This window comes from Peribacillus sp. GL_122 (assembly GCF_057835005.1).
The window spans coordinates 1,771,564-1,793,557 of record NZ_CM174415.1 but is presented as its reverse complement, the minus strand read 5'-3'; the positions used below and the strand labels follow the sequence as shown (position 1 = coordinate 1,793,557).

Sequence of the window (21,994 nt, the reverse complement as noted above, 5' to 3'; positions counted from 1 at the left end):
TTTCTTAAACGCTTAGCGTTTCTGAATCTTTTGTAAGCTCTGTTTTATTTTTGGTGTCTATCTTCACTTGAGCATAAACGAATGGTAAATAAATGACTGTTGAAATGACTAAGTTGATTGCAGCCAAGACCGCTCCGGACATATGCCCGCCTGTTGCCAGGAATCCACCCACGATCGGAGGGGTAACCCATGGAATCTTGGCGACAATTGGGAAAACCATTCCGCTGCTTACTGCGATATAAGAAATCACAGTTGTAATTACCGGGCCGAGAACAAATGGGATGAACCACATTGGATTCAGAACGATAGGCAATCCGAAAAGAATGGGTTCGTTAATCTGGAACACTCCTGGTGCCCCTCCGAGTGCAATCATCTGTTTATACCGTTTCCGACCGGCAATGATCATTGCAATGATAAGGCCCAATGTTGCACCAGATCCGCCTAAATAAACAAATGCATCCAGGAAAGAACCCGCCAATACCCCGTATTGATCCATGTCTTTGACGCCTTTTGCATATAAATCGATATTTTTCACTCCCGAACTTTCAAAAAGCGGTGTCGTGATCCCGCCAAGGATATTGGGTCCATGCAAACCGATCATCCATAATAAATGAACAAGAAATACTAGTAAAATAGCGAATGGCAGTGAATCTACTGCACTTTGTAATGGAGATACAATCACTTTACTAAGCCAGTCATTCAGTATCTGCCCATCCGTAATTTTACGGAATAGCAGTCCGAATACACCAGCGATAAAGATCGTCGCCATACCCGGCACTAACTTTGCAAATGAACGTGCTACCGCTGGGGGTACTCCATCAGGCAGCTTGATGACTAAATATTTCACTCGTGAAAGTCTCACAAAGATTTCAGTGGCAATTAAGGCAACGACAATACCTGTAAATAGGGCTGTTGCATTAAAATAGTTAACGCTTACAAAACCCCATGCCCCGCCTGTTACATCCTTATCATCGATGGTTAAAGTGACATTTCCGATTTGAGGCAATAATAAGAAGAAACAGGCTGCGGAAACCAGCATCGCTTCAAAACCATCGTCACCGTATGATCGTGCCAATTTATAAGAGATGCCGAATACCGCGAATACCGTCATGAATGCAAAGGTTCCAAACCAAATATCACCGCCCAGCGTATTCCATGCAGGACCGAAGATGGCCTCCATCATTCTTCCGTAAGGCTTGATGACTTGCCCGAGATTATTAAACAGGACGGCGAATGACCCAATCATTGTAATCGCTATCATTCCAATCAATGTGTCACGAATCGCAAGCAAATGCCGGTTATTTCCTACCTTTACCGCCCCAGGCATAATATACTTATCAATAAAAGTCATCATATCCTTATTCTCCTTTTATTAAAGTAGTGGCTTGTTTTAATACTTCTTCACCATTACATAGTCCATAGAACATTGGATTGATGGTTGCGACTGGAATACCCTTTTCTTTCCCCGCTTCCTGTAACTTGGAAAGAAGATATCTAACCTGCGGACCTAATAAAATCACATCGGCCTTATCTATTTCATTGTTCACTTCTGTAGAACCCACAGCCCATATACGACATTCTATCCCTTGTTTTTTAGCGCTTTCCTCCATCTTGGTAACTAATAAACTAGTAGACATCCCCGCAGAACAACATAATAAGATATTCATTGAAATTACCCCCCTTTTTAATGATTGATTATTCAGTATTTTTAAGTAAGACTAAACCGCATTTTTGTAATAATCCATGTTACTTTGTTTTATCACTTCCCTTGAAAGGCTATATGAAATGGGTATTATTACCCTCATACATACATTGTAGTTACAAATTGGAAAAATATCAACACAATTTTTAATTTGTTACTACAAATTTTCGATTTAAAGTTGATTATTGAACTTATCCGAGATAATCTATATGTATAGATTGGGAATGAACATAGGAGGAATCACTGTGGAGACCATGAATAAAGAAGCGGCATTGCATTCCATAGTTAAGGAATCGATTATCGATCTCATAAAAAATGGCGAATATCAACCAAATACAAAATTACCGACTGAGGCCGAATTTTGTAAAATATACGGAGTAAGCAGGACAACAGTTCGTACGGCCTTACAGCAATTGAACGTCGAAGGCTACATCTACCGTGTTCAAGGCAAAGGGACTTTCGTTTCGGAGAATAAAGTGAAGCAATTTCTTACAAGCACGGTTGAAAAGTTCTCTGAGCAAGTCACGATGCAAGGAAAAAACCCTTCTACAAAGGTCATTAGCTTAAAGGTGATTGAAGCAAATGCTACCCTTGCCAAGCTTTTCAAACAAAATATTGGAGACCCCGTAAATAAACTGGAACGGATACGTTACGTAAACGACATCCCCCTTCAATATGAAATTGCCTTTCTCCCTTGGTATAAAACACCCGGGCTAAATATCGAAGCCTGCGAAAAATCACTCTTTAAAGTACTTGAGACACAATTTAATTTAAAAGTAAAAAAAACAGTCGAACACTTGGAGTTTTCACTTGCCGACGATTCCATTTCTGACAAATTGGATGTACCGAACGGTTCACCTTGTTTTTCCTTAGAAACTTACACATATGAGAATGACGGATCGGTCATTGAATTCTCTAAAACTCTCTTTAGAGGCGATCGTGCACACTTTGTCATCGAGCGGAACTATTGATTATAAATATATAAAAGAAGAAGGATGCCTTATTAATTAAGGCATCCCATTTTTTTGTATACTTTTTATACGGCATATTGATTCTAATACGGAATGCTCACACCGAATCATGATTTTTAAAAGGAGACATTTTTTACTGATGAAACCCTCACAAGATTGAAGTAATTTGCGATACTCCTGCCGACAAGTCTCCGCTGGATGCTTGCTTTGATGAGGCTTTGCAGACAATCGGCGGAAAGGGAGCGAATTTCTGAAACCAACTGGAACTTATTAAAAAAACACTGTAGGCAAACTGGCTTTTCGAATTCGACTACATTATGAGAGGAAATCATAACGATTGCCTTTTTTCGTTGCGCACCTGGATATATATATATTTACATAATTACAAATACATTGATTAAATGGGTAAAATTGATAAATATTGCATAATAAACTAATCTAATAGACTAGGGATATACGGACAACAGCCGGAAGCTCTGGACCATTTTAACTTTTATGATTTGGCATCAAATTTATATAGAAAAACAATATGAATCACAGTCTCAAAAGATTTTACAATATGCTGTAAATTAAGCATCTTTAATGGCTTCACTCATTGCACCCAAGCACCAATGATTGCTTGGGTGCTTTTAATATTTACTTGATTATCACCAAAAAAAACGTGTCTCCATTCAATTCAACAATTCATACATGACGAATTTCTCAAAAGGATTAGATTCAGTCAAGCCAGGTAACATCACTTCGTTTTTCAGCTCGAAGGCGGTTTGATTTTCGAGGAAAAAAATATAATCCTGTGAAGGATAAAATAATATAAGTTCTATTTGGCGCGGTTCTTTTTCAAAGGAAAGCAAAATGTTATTGATGATTTTCATGAAAATCTGTACCGAGAACGGATTAAAGAAATAAAAACGATTGTCTTTCGTATCAATATCATATTCTTCTGCCAAACAACAGTGGAATTCTATATTTCCATTGTTGTTTTTCCTTTTCTTCATGTAGCCATTCAGATTCTCGATCGCTTCTTTATAGAAATTTTCATTCATCTCCACGCCAACCACAGATGATTGATATAAGTGATGGATAAAAAAATTCAAGCGCCCTTTACCGCATCCAAAATCCACAATGCGATCATTTCTTTTCAGTGCATATTTTTCGAATAAATGTTCTAATGCACTGTATGGCGTAGGTTCATAGCGGTGATAATGCAAAGAATCATTGAATTTTTTTTGTTCACCTTCCGTCTTGATGTTCAGCATTTCATCATAATTCATTACTTCCATTGTTATCTGCACCTGCTTCATGGTTTTTTCAATAAAGGGATTCCTAATCAAAAACCCCGAATAAGGTTGATCTTATCCAGGGTAAAGTCTTTTTATATGAATGTCCAGACAATTAATTGAATTTTGATCTAGTTACATAATCATTAAAATCAGAGATGCTTGGGTTGGCCATATAATGACCGCCTTCTACTTGGATCGTCTGACCTGTAATGAATTTGGACTCATCAGATGCAAGGAATAGAACGGTATGTCCGATATCATCCGCTTCACCATGATATGGCAATGCATTAAATTTGGCAAAAATATCGAGTACGGCCGGAGGCATATTATTTTTCGCTGCAGGAGTTAAAATAAGGCCTGGTGCCACTCCATTACAACGAATATGATCTTTACCATACTGTGCAGCGATATAACGGGTCAAATTCACTACCCCCGCTTTGGACGCACCATATGCAGATCGTATGGAGTCACCTGTAAACCCAGCCATCGAGGCAGTATTGATTATCGATCCCCCTCCCACTTTAATCATGTGAGGAATTGCAAACCTGCTTCCCAATAAGACACTTTTTAAATTCACATCCATAAGTCGGTCCCATTCTTCCAAATCTAAATTCACGACATCCAGATCTTTATGCAGGTTAGTTAAACCCACATTATTAACAAGTACCGTAACCGTACCATATTGTTCAATTGTAAAGTCGACTGCTGCCTGGATAGAATCTGCTTGTCCAGCATCCAAGAATACTCCAGCCGCTTCCCCACCTTGTTTTTTAATGTTTTCGGCCGCTTCTTTTGCTCCTGCTTCGTTAAAATCAGCAATCACGACTTTTGCGCCTTCTTTAGCCATCAGTGTGGATATGGATAACCCTATACCCGAAGCTCCACCTGTCACTAATGCTACTTTACCTTGTACTCTTCCCATAAAAACCCACCTGCTCTTCAAAATTGAATATCACTGCTTTATTCATCATGACTACCAGTACAAGAATACAATATCTATAAAGTTATTACAAATAATTATACCTATAGTCCAATTTCTTAAAATGGAGATCATTAGAATGTCATAAACCTAATGAAAATTTTGTTTACCAAATCCAAAACAGAAAAAAGCTGAAGCTTCAAAAAGAGCTTCAGCTTTTTTTCATTTTTCTTCTTCATCATTCCATATGATCCAATCATGAACCTCAAGAATTTCCAGAAACTTCATCAACCGCGGTAAGGCTGGTTCTGCTTCCTCACCAAAATGTTCACTCATCGCTTCAGAAATCTGATTTACATTCCTTTGGAACTGCATCTGTTTAATGGCATATGCCCCAAACTTATCAAGCTTGATTTTACGGACTGATGGTTGTTTAAAGAAACGAATTGTAATTCGTTCCACAAAATTGGTCCTTTGAATGACCAAAAAAGTTGCTTCCGAAGATTCATGTACCATAGTGACGCGTCTTTCCAAAAGGGGAACCATAGTTAACAGGTTCCTCTTTTTTGATTGGCGTTTATGAAGCATCTTCTTTTTTCCCTTTGCTGGATACGAACCATAGCAATCCAGCTAGAGCAAGGAATAGTAAGAATGGCAGCAAATTGCTGGCTAATTTAGCCGCAGCCGGAACTTGGACACCTGCTGCGATCAATATGGCAATAAGTACACCAATCAATGATTCACCTGCAATTAAACCTGAGGCAAATAATACCCCTCTATCAACCCGTGCTTTAAGCGCTTCTTTTGTTTTCGAGAAGAACTCAACGAAGAATCGAATAAATCCACCGATCATGATTGGGGCACTAGTATGGACCGGCAAGTAAATGCCGACTGCAACAACAAGTGAATTCAGACCGAAAAACTCTAATGTGATGGAAATAGCAGCACCGATAAAGATGAGGGTCCAAGGTAAATCCCCCCCAAGAACACCTTCAGCAAGTATTTTCATTAGTGCCGCTTTAGGTGCAGGTAGTTCTGCAGATCCCATCGTATATGCATTATCCATCAGAACCAGGATAAAACCAATGACCGAAGCGGACGCAACAACACCGATCATCATGGCAACTTGTTGTTTCCATGGTGTTCCGCCGACGATATATCCTGTTTTTAGATCTTGTGAAACATCACCTGAAACCGCAAGTGCTGTACAAATGATCGCCGCGACGGTTAATGCGGCTACCATTCCAGTCGTACCAGTAAAACCAGTAGCTTTATAGACAATGGCCACAATCAATAGTGTAGCTATCGTCATTCCAGAAACAGGGGAAGAAGAACTTCCGACGATTCCAACAACCCTTGAAGCCACTGTTACGAATAAAAATCCAAAAATCGCAATTGCAATCGCACCGATGATTCCTACATCTGTTATAGGTGTGAAAGCAATGATTAAAATTACGATGATCGTTCCCAGCCAAACGTATTTAGCCGGCATGTCTTGTTCTGTACGGATTGAACCTGATTTTAGTTGTCCTTTATTGGCTTTTACGCCTTTAAGAGTATCAAAAACTGAACTGAAAAGTATTGGTAATGTTTTGATCAATGTGATTAATCCGCCAGTTGCAACGGCACCAGCACCAATATAGCGTATATAATTATCCCAAATTCCCCATGCATCCAATTCACCGATCGGTACATCAGAAGGGAAAATGGCTGTTCCATTGCTTCCGCCAAAAAAGCTGATGGCCGGTATTAGAACGACCCAGGCTAATAAACCCCCACCTAGCATTTGTCCTGCAACACGCGGTCCAATAATATAACCTACACCCAAAAGGGAAGGAAAGGCATCAAGACCAACCACTGCATTTTTAAAATTCGTGATTCCTGTTTCAACCTCTGTCTTGAAAAGCTTAAACCCATCACCAAGCCCTTTAACGACACCGCCGATAACCAAACCGGCTCCGATTAGTTTCGCGCTTGTACCACCCTTTTCTCCTGATTTCAGGACCTCGGCACATGCCGTACCTTCAGGATATGGTAATGTTTCATGTTCCCTTACAATCAAAAGCTGTCGAAGGGGAACCATCATGAAGACCCCTAAAAATCCCCCAGTTAACACAACGAAAATGATGAATGCTTGACTCACGTCCATGTCCCACATGAATAGTGCTGGTATGGTAAATACAGCACCGGCACCAATAGCCTCACCTGCCGTGGTCATCGTTTGCACAATATTGTTTTCTAATATTGAATCCCTGCGAAAAACCCCTCTTAAGATAGCCATTGAAATTACCGCTGCGGGTATTGAAGCAGAGACAGTTAAACCAATAAGTAGGCCTAAGTATGCATTTGCCGCCCCGAATACGATTGCAAGAATGATCCCTAGAATGATTGCAGTTGCAGTCAATTCCGGTAGAGATTTAGATGCAGAGACGTACGGGACGAATTTACTCTCTTTTGAATTGTTCGACAATTTAGCCACTTCCTATGTTAAACTTTAAAATCATAAAGAACATTATATCACTGTAATTTAAAGTCACGCAATGGGAAAATTCTGCTTATCAAAAGTTTGATTATATCCAATAATCAGATTAGTAGTTTCGATTTTATAATATATAAAAATAACATTTATCTCATGACCATCTGTTTTCGGCCTATTCGTTACATGAAATCACTGCATCTCATTCATTCGATGTCGGGACCATCAGCACTCCTTATTAGCTCCATGAGCAAATAACCCACTGGGTTATTGCACATTAAAATGAGATTTAACATATCCTGAAAAATCAAGTATTAAAAAAAGGAATGATAAATTCATGGTTTCCTATATGGACTATACTTCACCATCCACACAATACTTTTTTGATGTTAATAAAAGCAATTTAATGAAAAAAGACAATCAAAACTATATAAATGTATTAGGTATCAAACAATTGAACACACTCGAAAATGTTTCTCTATTAGATATTTACCTTAGTTCAAACAATGTCGTAGAACCGCATTATCACCAAAATGCTGCAGAGCTAGTGTATTGCATTTCTGGAGCTGCAACCGTTTCATTACTGAATCCTTTTACTAAGCAAATACAAAATTACCCCATTAAACCTGGCCAAGTAGCCAATGTTCCACAAGGTTGGTGGCATTATGAAGTGGCTAATACGGATAATACTCACCTGCTGGCCATTTTTAATGCACCAACACCTGAGGTGATCCTGGGTTCGGATATCTTAAAATTGACACCTGCAAATATTATGGCACATACGTATTGCATGGATGAAAACCAATGGAAAAAAGCAATTGCGCCAGTTCAACCCTCAACATTCATCGGTCCGCCAGCCAACTGCCATCGAGCGTCCGAAGAAGACATGCAGCAATATCCGCAATATAATAATCACTATGATAACCAAATGTATACTGCCCCGGCATACAACTATCAATTCCAGCCCACTCCCCCATATTATTATTATTGAAGATAAGTGTTGTGAACTTAATTAACCCTGTCCAAGTCCTATATCCCTTTCATGGATGGCGTCTAATAAATCAGAATCGAAAAAGGCAATGGAGAACCCCGTACATAAGGGTTCTCCATTGCTTTTCATTACATGATCCTTTTGAACATTTTCTCCATTTCATAAATGGAATAAGAGATGATGATAGGTCTTCCATGAGGACATGTGAAGGGATCGGTTGTCCGCCTTAGTTCATCCAATAGTGCTTGGATTTCATCATTGCGCAGATGACGGTTTGCCTTTATTGAGGCTTTACAGCTCATCATGATGGCTGCTTCTTCACGCAATTTTTTGATGTCGACCTTTTTCATCGATAGCAATTGTTCTATCATTTCCTCAAGGATTTCCTGTTCAATTCCTTTAGGGAACCATTGTGGATGAGATCGGACAATATAGGCGTTATAGCCAAACTCTTCTAAATAGACGCCGACTTTTTCCAATTCATGCCGATATTCATTTATCCTGATACATTGGTCTGTTGAAAATTCAAGGGTGATGGGAACCAGCATATCCTGTAGCTCGTTTTCAACACGTCCGACCTTTTCTTTAAAATATTCGTATTTGATCCGTTCCTGGGCAGCATGTTGGTCTATGATGTACAAACCTTTTTCGTTTTGGGCGAAAATATAGGTTCCATGCATTTGCCCAATTGGGTACATGGGAGGGATGCGGCTTTCCGGTTCATTTACCTCAATTTCTTCCTCTTGTTCGACAGTGTAGGTTGTATACTTTTCAGCTGACTCGTAATTTGGTTTGCTTTCATCATCTTGTAAGACCGGAATATAGGCATCTGCCATTTGCTGCTGTTCATTGCTATAGATTATTTCCTTTATTGGTTCAAGATTGAAATCTTCATTATGATCCACGTAACTCTTTTGTTCCTGCTTTTCCCGAATCAAGGTATCCTTCAAGAGTGAAGCTTCTTTCTTGGCTTCTTCAAGGACCCGCTTGCCGCTTTCCACAACATGGTCCAATTCCAGCGTAGTTTGCTCACTTTTCACCTGCTCCGGCTTTGGTGTTGGTTTATATCCACTTGGTATTAGAGACATCTTTTTAAACGAAGATTTGATCGTTTCCGATACAAGACTGTACAATTCCTGTTCCTTGCTGAGCCTTACCTCCATTTTGGATGGATGTACATTGACATCGACAAGAATCGGATCCATTTCAATATTCAACAAAGCAATTGGAAAACGCCCAATTGGAAGAAGTGTATGGTATCCATCCAGGATTGCTTTCACGAGCGCATAGTTTTTAATGAAGCGGCCGTTTATCATGGTTGAAATATAATTCCTTGAAGCCCGGGTGACCTCAGGCATAACGATATATCCGGATAATTTAAAGTCCAAGGAGCTTGCCTGAACCGGAATCATCTTTTTGGCAATATTCGTACCATAGATTGCGGCTAGCACCTGCCTGACATCACCGTTACCATTCGTATGCAGGATTCGCTTCTCGTTGTGTGATAACCGGATAGAAACATCCGGATGCGAAAGTGCGAGCCTGTTAGCGACATCCGTAATATTTCCTAGCTCGGTATGAATGGTTTTCATGTATTTCAACCTTGCAGGAGTATTGTAAAACAAGTCGGAAACCAGGATATCCGTTCCTTTCCGGCTTGATGAAGCCTCGAGTTCCTTAACCATGCCGCCTTCAAGAAGTATGCGCGTTCCCACACCTTCGCCTGTGCTGCTTTTCATTTCAAAACGGGAAACTGAAGCAATACTGGGCATTGCTTCACCGCGGAAGCCAAGTGTTCGAATTCGGAAAAGATCATTTTCATCTTTTATTTTACTTGTGGCATGGCGTTTAAATGCCGCTTCTATGTCATCAGCCAAAATCCCATCGCCATTATCCACGATCCGAATGGAACCAAGTCCAGCCTCCACCAATTCAATCTCTATAATGGTACTGTTTGCATCTATTGCGTTTTCCACAAGTTCCTTAACGACTGAGGCTGGGCGTTCAACAACTTCGCCAGCTGCGATTTTATTTGATAAAGCCTCATCAAGCTGTATGATTTTTCCCATTTTTATCGCCTCGCTTTAATTCTCATTTAAGTTTCTTTTGTAATTTATAAAGGGTATTCATTGCCTCAAGCGGCGTCATTTCAAGGATATCCAGTGATTTTATGTCATCCAGCACCTTTTTTTCCTTAGGTGAAGAATTCACTCTTCCTTTAGGAGCCTCTTCCCCAAAGAAGGAAAGCTGTGCTTCATTGACGGATGTTACCGGGGCAGCTTCGGCAATAGGTGCTTCTACAGCGGCAGCAGGCTGTTCAGGCATCGCCTTTGCCTGTCCATTTTCATTTTCTAGCTGCGCTAAAATAGCAGCCGCCCGATCTATTAACTGCTCAGGTAAATCAGCTAGCTTAGCCACATGGATTCCATAGCTTTTATCTGCTGGCCCTTCTTTTATTTTATGAAGGAAAACGACATTTCCATTTTGCTCAATGGCACTGACATGGATATTTTTCAATTTTGGCAGTTCCGCCGCCAATACAGTCAATTCGTGATAATGAGTCGAAAAGAGAGTCTTTGCCCCAATTTCCTCATGAATATATTCAATGATGGCCTGAGCAAGCGCCATCCCATCATAAGTTGATGTTCCCCGCCCTATTTCATCAAATAATATCAAACTGTTTTCCGTCGCATTCATGATGGCATTTCTTGCTTCAAGCATCTCGACCATGAATGTACTTTGACCGGAAATCAAATCATCTGCCGCGCCAATCCTAGTAAACACCTTATCAAAAATAGGCAATTCAGCTATACTTGCTGATACGAAGCATCCAATTTGCGCTAGAATCGATGTTAGCGCAATTTGACGCATATACGTACTTTTACCCGACATATTTGGTCCTGTGATCAAAAGTAACTCCCTTTCTCCACCCATAAAGCAGTCATTGGGGACATACTCCTGTGATTGAAGGACTTTCTCGACCACTGGATGCCGGCCTTCCTTCAGTACGATTCTCCGATCATCAGAAAAGACTGGCTTCACATAATGGCGTTCTTCGCTAATCGTTGCAAAGCACTGCAGGACATCCAGTTCACTGACGCCTTTCGCTAAATCCTGTAAGCGCGGGATATAGCTTTTGACCTCTTCACGAAGATTGAGGAATAGGTCATACTCCAAACTGATGCTTTTTTCTTCTGCTTGTAAAATCAAAGCTTCCTTTCCTTTCAATTCAGGTGTGATATAACGTTCGGCATTCGTTAAAGTTTGCTTTCGTTCATACCGGCCTTCTTCAAGCAGATGCAAATTGGCTCGTGTGACTTCAATGTAATAGCCAAATACACGATTATATCCGATTTTCAATGATTTGATCCCAGTACGTTCCCGCTCTTCGCGTTCAAGCTGCGCAATCCAAGTTTTCCCGTTTCTGCTGGCATCCCTGTATGTATCCAGCTCCTTATGGAAACCATCCTGAATGATATTCCCTTCCTTCACGGACAATGGCGGGTTTTCTACAAGCGCCGTTTCAAGCAAATCCGTCACTTCTTCGCAAGGATCCAATTTATCGGCCAAAATTGAAATATCCTGATTGGATGCCATTGATTTCACGATTTCACGAATGATCGGCACCTGTTGCAATGAACGTTTCAGTTGAATCAAGTCCCGAGCGTTTACATTCCCGAAGGCCACCCTTCCGGCAAGCCGCTCCAAGTCGTACACTTCCTTAAGGCGTTCACGTAAGTCCTGCCGTTCGAAGTATTGATTTTTCAGGGTTTCAACAAGGCTTTGTCTCCGCTCGATCTGCTTTTTATTAATGAGCGGTCTATCAATCCATTGTTTCAACATCCTTCCGCCCATGGCCGTTTTCGTTTCATCAAGCAGCCATAATAATGAGCCTTTTTTACCTTTGGAGCGAATGGTTTCAGTTAATTCCAAATTGCGTTTACTATAATAATCAATTTTCATATATTGTGATGTTTCATATGCAAGCACTGGCTGTAAATGATCCAGGCTGCGTTTTTGGGTACGGTAAAGATAATTCAATAAACGTGAGGTCGTTGTCGCCAGTTTCTGGTCTTTTAACAGATGAAGCAATGCAACGAATGACTCGCTTTGAACCAAATTATTCTCTAGGGATAGAGCGGCAGCGCCCCGTTCTTGCAGCCTTTTTTTCCATTCTTCATTGAAATCCTCGGCAATGACCACTTCACTCGCACCAAGTATGGCAAATTCATTCAGGACTTCCTCGAAACTCTCAATCAAAGTGACCTTATTTTCCCCTGTCGATAAATCATTGTATCCAAAGCCAAACTGACCATCCGTGAAATATGTGATGGTGGCAATATAATTATTTTCCTTTTCACGTAGACCCTTACTATCCATTTTCGTTCCCGGAGTAATCAGCTGGACAACTTCCCTGCGTACCACACCTTTGGCTTGCTTCGGATCTTCGGTTTGTTCACAAATAGCTACTTTAAAACCTTTTTCTATCAATATATCAATATAATTAGCAGCCGAGTGATACGGAATGCCGCACATCGGAATTCGCTCTTCACTACCGCCTTCTCGGCTCGTTAATGTGATTTCGAGCTCTTGTGATGCATTCAGTGCATCGTCAAAAAACATTTCATAAAAATCGCCTAAACGAAAAAATAAAAAGGCATCCTGATACTCTGCCTTAATTTTTAAATATTGCTGTATCATCGGAGTATATCCAGCCATTCCTTCAAAACCTTTCCAAACTAAAATCTATTACACATTTATGTCCTTCATTATAACATACGGGAAAGCAACATTGCCTGTATTCGAAATTGCATGGTAAATCAATTATCCTTTGAATTCAAACTTTTTTTTGAGCTACCTATGCAAAGCCATACGCACTGATATAGTAACATTCCATCCCTTTTTTTAATCATGGCCAGGCCTGCAATGGACTTGTCCCGCTTCAAATTAAATAAAACCGGATGAAGGGAATGTCATCCGGTATTAATTTCTAAATTCTATTCGTCTTCGAATTCATCAAGGAAATCCGGATCTAAATCTTCGAAATCCTCATCATCGAAATCAGAGCCCCAGTCATCCTCGCAGCGGCCATCTGGACTAACAGCGACACAAATTTTCGTTTCGCCGACGACTTCCACAAAGAATTCCCGTTCCACATGGACAATGATTTTTTGTCCACATGGGGAGATGACAGCTTCTAAACAATTCGGCTGTTGGACAGCGTTTGCAACGATTTCATGGTCATCAAGACAATCGGGATCACGGTATTTCAGCGAAATAACGTCGGTATATTGCACTTTTTCAGTTACAACTTCCGTCTTCGAATTACGGTTATAAGAATACCAGACGTTGATTTCGTAGCTGCCGTGAATTTCTACCTTTTTGCCGACTTTCTTTGCATCGTATTTATGGTTGATGATCCAACAACCTAGAATGCTAGAAGGATGATGAGCCGGGCAAATGGTGTGAGAGGACTTTGTAAATTTACGTCCTTTTGCCACCACCGCTTTAGTAATTATCTCTCTATATTGTGACATGCTAGCGAACCCTCCTCATACAGTTTCCATTCATCCTATGCGTGGTAAAAGTCTAGTGTGCGTAGAATTTTAATTGTTTGAAAACTGCTGTAATGTTTTAAACCTAGGTTATTTTATGCTCAAGTTTTGGGATATGTGTCACGAATGGGCACTGTATAAGGATTTTCGAATATTAAAAAGCCCTTCTGAAATCAGAAGGGCTTTTTATAATATTCATGAACAGCTTCCGCCGCCTGCTTGTACCTGTGAACCTGTCTCACCGCGAAGGACGTCTCCTTCGGTCGATTCAATGATCAGGTCGGTCACCTTGTTCGATACTTGTGATGAGACCATTTGTAAAAGATCATTTACATCCACTTGGGATTGTTTGAATTCCTGCACGATCGGAAGTTCATCCAATTGTTTTTCCAGCAAATCAATTTTGGCCTGAACTTGGCTGTATGCTTTCTCTTTGCCGTAATGCTGGAAGTTTACAGCCTGTTTTTGCAAGCTCTTGATGCTGGCGATCATTTCACGGATTTTTTGGTTTTCATTGATGTGAGCTTCTGCCCGTTTAAAGAAATCGACTTCTTCCGTGCTGGCGATCATTTCAGCAAGCTCGGCCGCTTTATTCAGAATGTCATCTTTAGTATATTTAGTCATATTACTCCACCTCAATCGCCGTTGCTTCTTCAACCATATCCCCATTTAATGACCATGTTTTCGTTCCGGTGATTTTCACTTTTACGATTTGGCCAATAGCGGATTTTGGTCCTTTGAAGTTCACGAGCTTATTTTTCGTTGTATAACCTGCTAATACTTCCGCATTCTTCTTGCTCTCGCCTTCAACGAGCACTTCAACAATCTGTCCATCATACTCTTTCATTTTCAATGCGCACGTTTCATTGACAAGGGCATTCAAGCGTTGCAGACGTTCCTTTTTCACTTCCATCGGTACATTATCCTGCATTTTAGCAGCCGGTGTTCCTTCACGTGGTGAATAGATGTAAGTATATGCTGCATCGAAACCAACTTCACGGTATAAAGACATTGTTTCTTCAAAGTGCTCTTCCGTTTCATTCGGATAGCCTACAATGATGTCAGTGGTTAGCGATGCACTTGGGATAGCTTCCTTGATCTTTTTTACTAGCTCTAAATATTGTTCGCGTGTATATTTACGGGCCATGATTTTAAGTGTGTCCGTACTTCCCGATTGAACTGGAAGATGGATATGGTCAACGAGATTGCCGCCTTTAGCCAGTACTTCAATCAAGTGATCATCAAAATCACGGGGATGGCTTGTCGTAAAACGAATACGCGGAATATCGATTTTACGGATTTCATCCATCAAATCGCCGAAACGATATTCGATATCCGTAAAATCTTTGCCGTAAGCATTCACATTCTGCCCAAGCAGGGTTATTTCCTTGTAACCCTGTGCCGCTAAATGACGGACTTCTTGGATTATATCTTCAGGCCTGCGGCTTCTTTCTTTCCCCCTTGTGTAAGGTACGATGCAGTAAGTACAAAACTTATCGCAGCCATACATGATATTGACCCACGCCTTCGTTTTTCCTTTACGCACTTTCGGAAGGTTCTCGATTACATCACCTTCTTTGGACCAAACCTCAATGACCATTTCCTTGGAAAGATAAGCTTCATTAAGAATTTGCGGCAGCCGGTGGATATTATGCGTTCCGAAAATCATATCCACAAAATGGTGCTTCTCTAGAATCCGCTTTACAACTGACTCCTCTTGTGACATACAACCGCAAACCCCAAGCAATAGATCCGGCTTTTCCAATTTCAATGATTTTAAATGCCCCAATTCACCAAACACTTTATTCTCTGCGTTTTCCCGAATCGCACAAGTGTTAAGTAAAATGACGTTAGCATCATCCACCGTGTCTGTCGGCTGATAACCAAGTGCCATAAAGATGCCCGCCATGACTTCTGTATCATGTTCGTTCATTTGACAGCCATAAGTACGAATGTAAAACTTTTTACCTTCTCCCATTCCACGGAAACCTTCAGGAATTGCAAAGTCATCATGATATTCTACTTCTTCTTTTCCTCGCTTTTTCGCATCTTTTAAGGAAGGCGGAATATAAACGGCTTGAAAGTACTTACTGAAGTCCTTTTCGGATTTTTTGTCCGCTGGATTCTCAGCCTGTACTTGTTGTGATTCTAATCGTTGTTTCTCGTTCATAGTTAATCTCCTTTCAAAATAGTTAGTTTATTTCTTTCACCAACTATTTCAAGACCTATCTTCAAATGGTTTTATACGGTTTCCTTTTTAAGAATTCCCAGTAAATATTAGCTATTAAGTGTGATATATCCACATTATTATAGTATAAAGCTTTTAACAGCAAGAAACAATCATTCTGTCGTGGCTTCTTCGATTGTAAGAATTTTTTCACAAATACGGAAAATAGGAACATGAAATAAGAGGCTATTACAAAATTAGCCTCTCATCATTTTTGGATGACGCTATCCATTGCCGATATTTTCCAAATTCAGACAATTCAATTTCAACCTTTTCAGATGATTAAGGAATAAGAAGAACCTTACCACACTGACCTTTGATCATCAGTTCAAATCCCTTTTCAAAATCGCCAAGTGAAAAACGGTGGGTAATCATTGGTTTTACATCAACCTTGCCACTTTCAAGCAGACTTGAAACCTGTTGCCAGGTTGAAAACATCTTCCTTCCAGTTATCCCTTGGACAGTAAGACCCTTGAATACAATATCCTCAGTTATATTAAGCGTGACGGGCTTAGAAGGCAAACTTAGTATTGATATTCTACCACCATTCGTCGCCATCTTAAACCCTTGTTGGATAGCTGCAGGATTACCGCTCATTTCGCAAACAACATCCACCCCATCCGCACTTGTGAGGCCTTTCGTGATTTCCAATGGATCCTGTTTAATTGAATGAATGAGGTCTGTAGCACCCATCTTTTTGGCAAGCTGAAGTCGATAATCATTAATATCTAGAGCGATTACTTTATCAGCTCCCGCGGCCTTTGCTACAGCAATCGCCATAAGCCCAATTGGACCACAACCGATTATTGCCACCGTTTTACCCAGCACCTCGCCAGCTAGCACTGAGTGGACTGCGTTACCCATCGGTTCTTGGATGGTAGCAATATCGAGTGGCATATCACTTGGATTTTTCCATAAATTTTTGGCTGGCAGAGCTATATACTCTGCAAAGCACCCTTGTTTATCAACACCGATAATGTTTGTTTTTTTACAAATATGGAATTGCCCGGTTAAGCACTGCCTGCATGTACCGCAAACGATATGTGTTTCGGCAGATACACAATCACCAACTGAAACATTACTGACCCTTGCTCCTATCTCGATTACTTCCCCAGCAAATTCGTGCCCAAATACGTATGGTGGACTCACTCTTCCCTGTGACCATTCATCCCAGGTGAAAATATGAATATCCGTTCCGCAGATCGAGGTCATTTTCACCCGAATCAAGACCTCGTCATCACGAATATCCGGTATATCGACAACTTGTAATTGTGCCCCATAACCTCGGTGGTGTTTGACGACGGCTTTCATTTTACCTCTCAACATGTACATTCCCCCTGAAATAGGGCTGCTCTCTTCATCTACCTTAATATGTAAAAGATATGAAAAATCCATCACAAAAATACCATAATCGCTTTTGTATCGGCCTTTTCACATTAATAATGATGATTTTTAGGGCATTCGTACATTTTTGTTAAATGGGTCATGTTTCTATAGCATCTTTTCTGCTCTCGAATAAGATATCTTGTACAACAAAATTATGAAGGAGTGACTTATATGTCATGTGGATGCAATAATCATGATCATCATGATCGGGACCGGGATCGGGACAGAGATCGGGACAGAAATAACGATAGAATCGCAGACGATTTTTGTCGTGCTGTGAGGGGCTGTAATAGGCGCGATCGGGACCGTGACCGTGACCGCGATCGGGACCGCGATCGGGACCGTGACCGTGATCGTGATCGTGACCGCGATTGTGATCGTCACCATCATCATCATCATCATCACAATGACCGTTGTTGTTGTAGAAGAAGGAATCGTTGCAATTTCTTCGGTTTCGGCGGTTTCGGTTGCGGTTTTTAACCGTAACTTCGGCGGATGCCATAACGATTGTTAAGCTAAGCCAGTAATAAGCGTTCTAGCATGAGGCATAATTACTGGAGCGCTTAATTTTTCACAAAAAAGGTTCACCCCATCTTAAGGGGTGAACCTTTTAACTTTTTACATAAATTCAGCAACAAGCTTATCAAAGTGTTCTTGATCCAGTGTCAGCTCTGATTTATTTAACGCTTTTTCAGCATACCCTGGCACTAATTCCTGGTACGAAGGGCGTGAAGAGTCCTGATAAATAATCCCTGTCACAAGGCTGTCATGTTGCATCAAAGTCTGCATGGCCTGTTCTTTATTTGATGAATCATAGCCTTCAATCGTGTTCAATTTAGTTAAGTTTTGTTTAAACCAATCATACGTATTGATCTTATTATATGTTACGCAAGGAGAGAAAACATTGATAAAGGAGAATCCTTTATGGTTTATCCCTGCTTCAATGATCGCCGTCAGGTCTTTCAAGTCAGTGGAAAAGCTTTGGGCGACAAACGTTGCACCAGCTGACAATGCTAATTCCATAGGTGAAACAGCTTGTTCTATTGATCCTTCTGGAGTGGATTTCGTTTTAAATCCAGCAGCGGACCTAGGAGAAGTCTGGCCTTTTGTCAATCCATAAATTTGGTTATCCATGACAATATACGTAATGTCGATATTACGGCGGATCGCATGGATGGTGTGTCCCATCCCGATTGCAAAACCATCTCCGTCACCGCCTGAAGCTATAACGGTCAATTCACGGTTGGCCATTTTTACTCCTTGGGCAATTGGCAGTGAGCGGCCATGGATGCCATGAAAACCATAGGACTTGATGTAACCCGATATACGACCTGAACAGCCGATACCGGAAACAACGGCCAAATTCTCCGGCTCCAATCCTACATTGGCTGCCGCACGCTGCATGGCAGCCTGAACGGAGAAATCTCCGCAGCCAGGACACCAGTTAGGTTTTACATCATTCCGAAACTCTTTAAACGTTGCCATATTCGAACATCTCCTTGCATTGTGTGTGAATTTCATGCGGGAGGAATGGGTTGCCATCATATTTTAGGATGCTTTTAATTTTATTAACATGTCCAACATTCATCTTGATAATATTAGCCAATTGTCCAGTCGCATTATTTTCAATAACTACTACTTTCTTAGCACTTTGCACCAATGATAGGACTTCATCAGCTGGGAAAGGATGAATCAAACGGATATGCGCATGATTCACTTTCATTCCATCCGTTTCTAACCGGCCAATCGCTTCATCAATCGTCCCGCGTGTTGAGTTAAAGCCAAGAATTAATAAATCCGCTTCTTCATGCGGTGTGTTTTTGTATACTGGTGTTTGGAATGTGTTAGTTAAATTATTCAGCTTACGCATCCGTTTATCCATTTGCAATTTACGATTCAAAGCCGTCTCAGAAGGTCTGCCCGTTTCATCATGTTCAACACCTGTAACATGGTGAATTCCATTTTTCATACCAGGCACTACACGTGGTGAGACTCCGTCTTCCGTTACTTCATAACGCTTGAAGTAAGATTTGTTTTCAGACTCTTCAATTTCAAAGTCAACCAATTTTCCGCGTCTTATCTCCACTTTGCCATAATCAAGCGGCTGAACCGTTTGTTTACCTAATGATAGCTGTAGGTCGGATAAAACGATAACTGGACATTGATATTCCTCTGCAAGGTTGAATGCTTCTGCCGTATCATAAAAGGCTTCCTCAACAGTACTCGGAGCCATGACGATTTTAGGTATTTCACCATGTGTACCATAAATCATGGCCATTAAATCTGATTGCTCCTGTTTTGTAGGAAGTCCCGTAGATGGACCACCACGTTGAGTATCGACGATGACAATTGGCGTTTCGGTAATGCCCGCTAAACCAATCGCTTCCATTTTCAAGGAAAGTCCAGGTCCAGCTGAAGCTGTGATGGCGCGTACACCGCCATAGTTTGCACCGATTGCCATTGTAGCCGCCGCGATTTCATCTTCAGTTTGTATGACCGTCCCACCAAATTGAGGAAGTTTTTTAATTAAGTATTCCATAATTTCAGAAGCCGGGGTAATCGGGTAAGCTGCCATGAAGCGGCAACCGCCTGCAACTGCACCTAAAGCGATGGCATCGTTTCCGATCATGAACATTCGTTTTTGGCCGTCTGCCTTTTCCAGCTCCATTGCGCCAAGTTTTTCTCCAAGCATCACTTCCATTGCCTTATAGCCAGCAGTAATGGCATCCATATTCTTCTTAACGATTTCTTCACCTTTACGGCCGAATATTTCATCAACCACATCGTTGAATACGGAAATTTCCATACCTAGAACAGCACATGTCGCACCGATGGCGACCATATTTTTCATTAATGATGTTCCTAATTCGGCTGCTATTTCCGTAAATGGAACAATATATAATTCCGCCTTTGTATCTTCTGGGCAGACAGGTTTGAATTTTGCATCTGCGATTATGATGCCACCCTCATGTAATTCTTTATAATTGACGTCAATTGTTTCTTGGTCAAAAGCAACTAAGATGTCTAAATCATCAGAGATAGCACGAGTTTCCGTAGTACTTACACGAATTTTGTTATTCGTGTGTCCACCCTTGATTCGGGATGAGAAATGACGGTAGCCATACAAGTAATAACCTAAGCGATTGAGGGCAATACAGAATATTTCTCCTGTACTTTCAATACCTTCACCTTGTTGTCCGCCAACTTTCCATGAAAGTTGATTGATCATGTCTTACACTCCTTTAGGACGTTCGTATATAAATGCATTTAACCGCACCTCTCTTCAGAACATTCAACTATGTATAATTAATCGTTCTAATTTAGGAAAGGTGTACTAAACGCTTTCAATTCTATCGGTTAAATCATTAAATTGCAACCTTTTTGCTTTTATTTTTTATATTTTCAGAATATTTATTCATATCTATATAGTAAGAATTGAAAATCACTTAAGATATTACCTTTTCAAGGGGAAAATTACGAGTGAAATTATCAAAAAGGAGTCCTTTTACAAACTCACTGGAATAAAGCCTGATCAGTTCATTGATTAAGTTATGATAATCCTTATATGACTTTAAATTTTCCACCATATGATCGATTCCATCAAAGTCAGACCCTAATCCAATTTGTCTTTCCCCGCCCAAACTGCATATATGTTCTATATGTTTCAAGATATCCTTTATCGTAGCCGAACCGCCATTTGAAAGAAATTGCGGGACAAAGGTTACGCCGATCACCCCATTTTTCTGCAAAAGGGCTTGAATCTGCCCGTCCTTTAAATTTCGTGGATGCGGACAAAGATGATGAGCATTCGAATGAGAGGCAATTGGGAATTTCGCCAACTTTAGGGTGTCCCAAAATCCAGCTTCAGATAAATGGGATAAATCACACCAAATTGACTTCTCATTCAATAGGGCCACCACCTCTGTTCCAAACCCTGTCAAGCCGCCCCCTCTTGTTTCTAATGCCCCATCCGCTACCAAGTTAGCGTAATTCCAAGTTAGACCTACGGAGGACACTCCAAGATGAATAAGTGTTTTCAGTTTCAACAAATCATTCCCAATGCAATCGCACCCTTCCAAAGTTAGCATTGCACCTATTTCCTTTTCTTTTAAAGATTCGATGTCTGCCTTGGTCTTTATAAATTTCATTTCCGGCTCTGATAAAATCTTTTCATGAAAAATATCCACCATCGCCAAAGCGGCTTGAAACCTCATATCAGGGTGGACTTTTTCAGGAATATATATTGCAAAACATTGGACCTTTCCCCCTTCTTCCAATAATCCCCGCTTTGTTATATGTAATTTATCACTATTCGTAAAAGAAATATCCGGATCGATGAACATTTTCATCAGCACATCACAATGTGCATCAAAAATCGCCAATGTAATTCTCCTTCCTGTATCTTTTTTAAGATTATATATTCCATTATAAAGGGACATTGATTTTTCGTCATTTGGATTTCAGGACAAAAAAGAGCCTGCTCGCCT

Annotated in this window: 18 protein-coding genes; 3 read left to right on the top strand and 15 right to left on the bottom strand. The window is 40.6% G+C overall.

Annotation, left to right across the window (positions count from 1 at the left end):
• Positions 1-4: 4 nt before the first annotated feature.
• Positions 5-1,354 (bottom strand): PTS sugar transporter subunit IIC, encoded by a 1,350-nt coding sequence (locus tag AC3ISB_RS08735; protein ID WP_098370953.1) that lies wholly within the window; start codon positions 1,352-1,354, stop codon positions 5-7.
• Positions 1,355-1,358: 4 nt separating this feature from the next.
• Complete coding sequence (locus AC3ISB_RS08730; protein WP_076366378.1) at positions 1,359-1,667, bottom strand: PTS sugar transporter subunit IIB; 309 nt, start codon at positions 1,665-1,667, stop codon at positions 1,359-1,361.
• 289 nt (positions 1,668-1,956) lie between these two features.
• Between AC3ISB_RS08730 and AC3ISB_RS08725 the strand changes: the two genes are divergently transcribed.
• The gene (locus tag AC3ISB_RS08725) at positions 1,957-2,673 is read left to right on the top strand and encodes a GntR family transcriptional regulator (RefSeq protein ID WP_098371373.1); all 717 of its coding nucleotides are present in this window, start codon (positions 1,957-1,959) and stop codon (positions 2,671-2,673) included.
• A gap of 671 nt (positions 2,674-3,344) precedes the next feature.
• Here the strand turns inward: AC3ISB_RS08725 and AC3ISB_RS08720 are convergent.
• From AC3ISB_RS08720 to AC3ISB_RS08705, 4 genes are all read right to left on the bottom strand, one after another.
• Positions 3,345-3,953 carry a methyltransferase domain-containing protein gene (locus tag AC3ISB_RS08720; RefSeq protein WP_480339089.1) on the bottom strand — a complete coding sequence of 203 codons (609 nt, stop codon included), beginning with the start codon at positions 3,951-3,953 and terminating at the stop codon, positions 3,345-3,347.
• A gap of 112 nt (positions 3,954-4,065) precedes the next feature.
• Positions 4,066-4,875 (bottom strand): SDR family NAD(P)-dependent oxidoreductase, encoded by an 810-nt coding sequence (locus AC3ISB_RS08715; RefSeq protein WP_489276039.1) that lies wholly within the window; start codon positions 4,873-4,875, stop codon positions 4,066-4,068.
• A gap of 219 nt (positions 4,876-5,094) precedes the next feature.
• Entirely contained in the window at positions 5,095-5,460 is a 366-nt protein-coding gene (locus tag AC3ISB_RS08710) for a PqqD family protein (protein WP_141992136.1), read from the bottom strand.
• Positions 5,450-7,342: an OPT family oligopeptide transporter gene (locus tag AC3ISB_RS08705; RefSeq protein ID WP_098370957.1), complete on the bottom strand. Its 1,893-nt coding sequence runs from the start codon at positions 7,340-7,342 to the stop codon at positions 5,450-5,452. The genes AC3ISB_RS08710 and AC3ISB_RS08705 overlap by 11 nt, the downstream gene beginning before the upstream one ends.
• 343 nt (positions 7,343-7,685) lie before the next feature.
• Here AC3ISB_RS08705 and AC3ISB_RS08700 point away from each other — a divergent pair, with 343 nt between their 5' ends.
• Positions 7,686-8,339 carry a cupin domain-containing protein gene (locus tag AC3ISB_RS08700; protein WP_144550287.1) on the top strand — a complete coding sequence of 218 codons (654 nt, stop codon included), beginning with the start codon at positions 7,686-7,688 and terminating at the stop codon, positions 8,337-8,339.
• Between the two features lie 128 nt (positions 8,340-8,467).
• On the opposite strand, the gene mutL is transcribed toward AC3ISB_RS08700, so the two are convergent.
• From mutL to tdh, 6 genes are all read right to left on the bottom strand, one after another.
• Positions 8,468-10,408 (bottom strand): DNA mismatch repair endonuclease MutL, encoded by a 1,941-nt coding sequence (gene mutL / locus AC3ISB_RS08695; RefSeq protein ID WP_489276037.1) that lies wholly within the window; start codon positions 10,406-10,408, stop codon positions 8,468-8,470.
• Between the two features lie 22 nt (positions 10,409-10,430).
• Entirely contained in the window at positions 10,431-13,058 is a 2,628-nt protein-coding gene (gene mutS, locus AC3ISB_RS08690) for a DNA mismatch repair protein MutS (protein ID WP_489276035.1), read from the bottom strand.
• A gap of 278 nt (positions 13,059-13,336) precedes the next feature.
• Complete coding sequence (locus tag AC3ISB_RS08685; protein ID WP_098370961.1) at positions 13,337-13,876, bottom strand: outer spore coat protein CotE; 540 nt, start codon at positions 13,874-13,876, stop codon at positions 13,337-13,339.
• 213 nt (positions 13,877-14,089) lie between these two features.
• Positions 14,090-14,518, bottom strand: a complete 429-nt coding sequence (locus tag AC3ISB_RS08680; RefSeq protein ID WP_098370962.1) for a YlbF/YmcA family competence regulator — start codon at positions 14,516-14,518, stop codon at positions 14,090-14,092.
• 1 nt (position 14,519) lies between these two features.
• Positions 14,520-16,064, bottom strand: a complete 1,545-nt coding sequence (gene miaB / locus AC3ISB_RS08675; protein WP_141992140.1) for a tRNA (N6-isopentenyl adenosine(37)-C2)-methylthiotransferase MiaB — start codon at positions 16,062-16,064, stop codon at positions 14,520-14,522.
• Between the two features lie 339 nt (positions 16,065-16,403).
• The gene (gene tdh / locus AC3ISB_RS08670; RefSeq protein WP_098371374.1) at positions 16,404-17,444 is read right to left on the bottom strand and encodes an L-threonine 3-dehydrogenase; all 1,041 of its coding nucleotides are present in this window, start codon (positions 17,442-17,444) and stop codon (positions 16,404-16,406) included.
• 412 nt (positions 17,445-17,856) lie between these two features.
• Between tdh and AC3ISB_RS08665 the strand changes: the two genes are divergently transcribed.
• Positions 17,857-18,021: a hypothetical protein gene (locus AC3ISB_RS08665; protein ID WP_489276032.1), complete on the top strand. Its 165-nt coding sequence runs from the start codon at positions 17,857-17,859 to the stop codon at positions 18,019-18,021.
• A 104-nt stretch (positions 18,022-18,125) separates the two neighbouring features.
• Here the strand turns inward: AC3ISB_RS08665 and AC3ISB_RS08660 are convergent, their stop codons facing one another.
• The 3 genes from AC3ISB_RS08660 to AC3ISB_RS08650 form a co-directional block, all read right to left on the bottom strand.
• Positions 18,126-18,992: a 2-oxoacid:ferredoxin oxidoreductase subunit beta gene (locus AC3ISB_RS08660; protein ID WP_098370964.1), complete on the bottom strand. Its 867-nt coding sequence runs from the start codon at positions 18,990-18,992 to the stop codon at positions 18,126-18,128.
• Positions 18,979-20,736 (bottom strand): 2-oxoacid:acceptor oxidoreductase subunit alpha, encoded by a 1,758-nt coding sequence (locus AC3ISB_RS08655; RefSeq protein WP_141992141.1) that lies wholly within the window; start codon positions 20,734-20,736, stop codon positions 18,979-18,981. The genes AC3ISB_RS08660 and AC3ISB_RS08655 overlap by 14 nt, the downstream gene beginning before the upstream one ends.
• Positions 20,737-20,953: 217 nt before the next feature.
• On the bottom strand, positions 20,954-21,889 hold the full coding sequence (locus tag AC3ISB_RS08650; protein WP_480339093.1) for a dipeptidase: 936 nt from the start codon (positions 21,887-21,889) through the stop codon (positions 20,954-20,956).
• Positions 21,890-21,994 lie beyond the last annotated feature (105 nt).

Excerpts from the sequence above, each read along its gene's own strand:
- AC3ISB_RS08735 (WP_098370953.1), bottom strand. The coding sequence starts at position 1,354 with ATGATGACTTTTATTGATAAGTATATTATGCCTGGGGCGGTAAAGGTA.
- AC3ISB_RS08730 (WP_076366378.1), bottom strand. The coding sequence starts at position 1,667 with ATGAATATCTTATTATGTTGTTCTGCGGGGATGTCTACTAGTTTATTA.
- AC3ISB_RS08725 (WP_098371373.1), top strand. The coding sequence starts at position 1,957 with ATGAATAAAGAAGCGGCATTGCATTCCATAGTTAAGGAATCGATTATC.
- AC3ISB_RS08720 (WP_480339089.1), bottom strand. The coding sequence starts at position 3,953 with ATGGAAGTAATGAATTATGATGAAATGCTGAACATCAAGACGGAAGGT.
- AC3ISB_RS08715 (WP_489276039.1), bottom strand. The coding sequence starts at position 4,875 with ATGGGAAGAGTACAAGGTAAAGTAGCATTAGTGACAGGTGGAGCTTCG.
- AC3ISB_RS08710 (WP_141992136.1), bottom strand. The coding sequence starts at position 5,460 with ATGCTTCATAAACGCCAATCAAAAAAGAGGAACCTGTTAACTATGGTT.
- AC3ISB_RS08700 (WP_144550287.1), top strand. The coding sequence starts at position 7,686 with ATGGTTTCCTATATGGACTATACTTCACCATCCACACAATACTTTTTT.
- mutL (WP_489276037.1), bottom strand. The coding sequence starts at position 10,408 with ATGGGAAAAATCATACAGCTTGATGAGGCTTTATCAAATAAAATCGCA.
- mutS (WP_489276035.1), bottom strand. The coding sequence starts at position 13,058 with ATGGCTGGATATACTCCGATGATACAGCAATATTTAAAAATTAAGGCA.
- AC3ISB_RS08685 (WP_098370961.1), bottom strand. The coding sequence starts at position 13,876 with ATGTCACAATATAGAGAGATAATTACTAAAGCGGTGGTGGCAAAAGGA.
- AC3ISB_RS08680 (WP_098370962.1), bottom strand. The coding sequence starts at position 14,518 with ATGACTAAATATACTAAAGATGACATTCTGAATAAAGCGGCCGAGCTT.
- miaB (WP_141992140.1), bottom strand. The coding sequence starts at position 16,064 with ATGAACGAGAAACAACGATTAGAATCACAACAAGTACAGGCTGAGAAT.
- AC3ISB_RS08660 (WP_098370964.1), bottom strand. The coding sequence starts at position 18,992 with ATGGCAACGTTTAAAGAGTTTCGGAATGATGTAAAACCTAACTGGTGT.
- AC3ISB_RS08655 (WP_141992141.1), bottom strand. The coding sequence starts at position 20,736 with ATGATCAATCAACTTTCATGGAAAGTTGGCGGACAACAAGGTGAAGGT.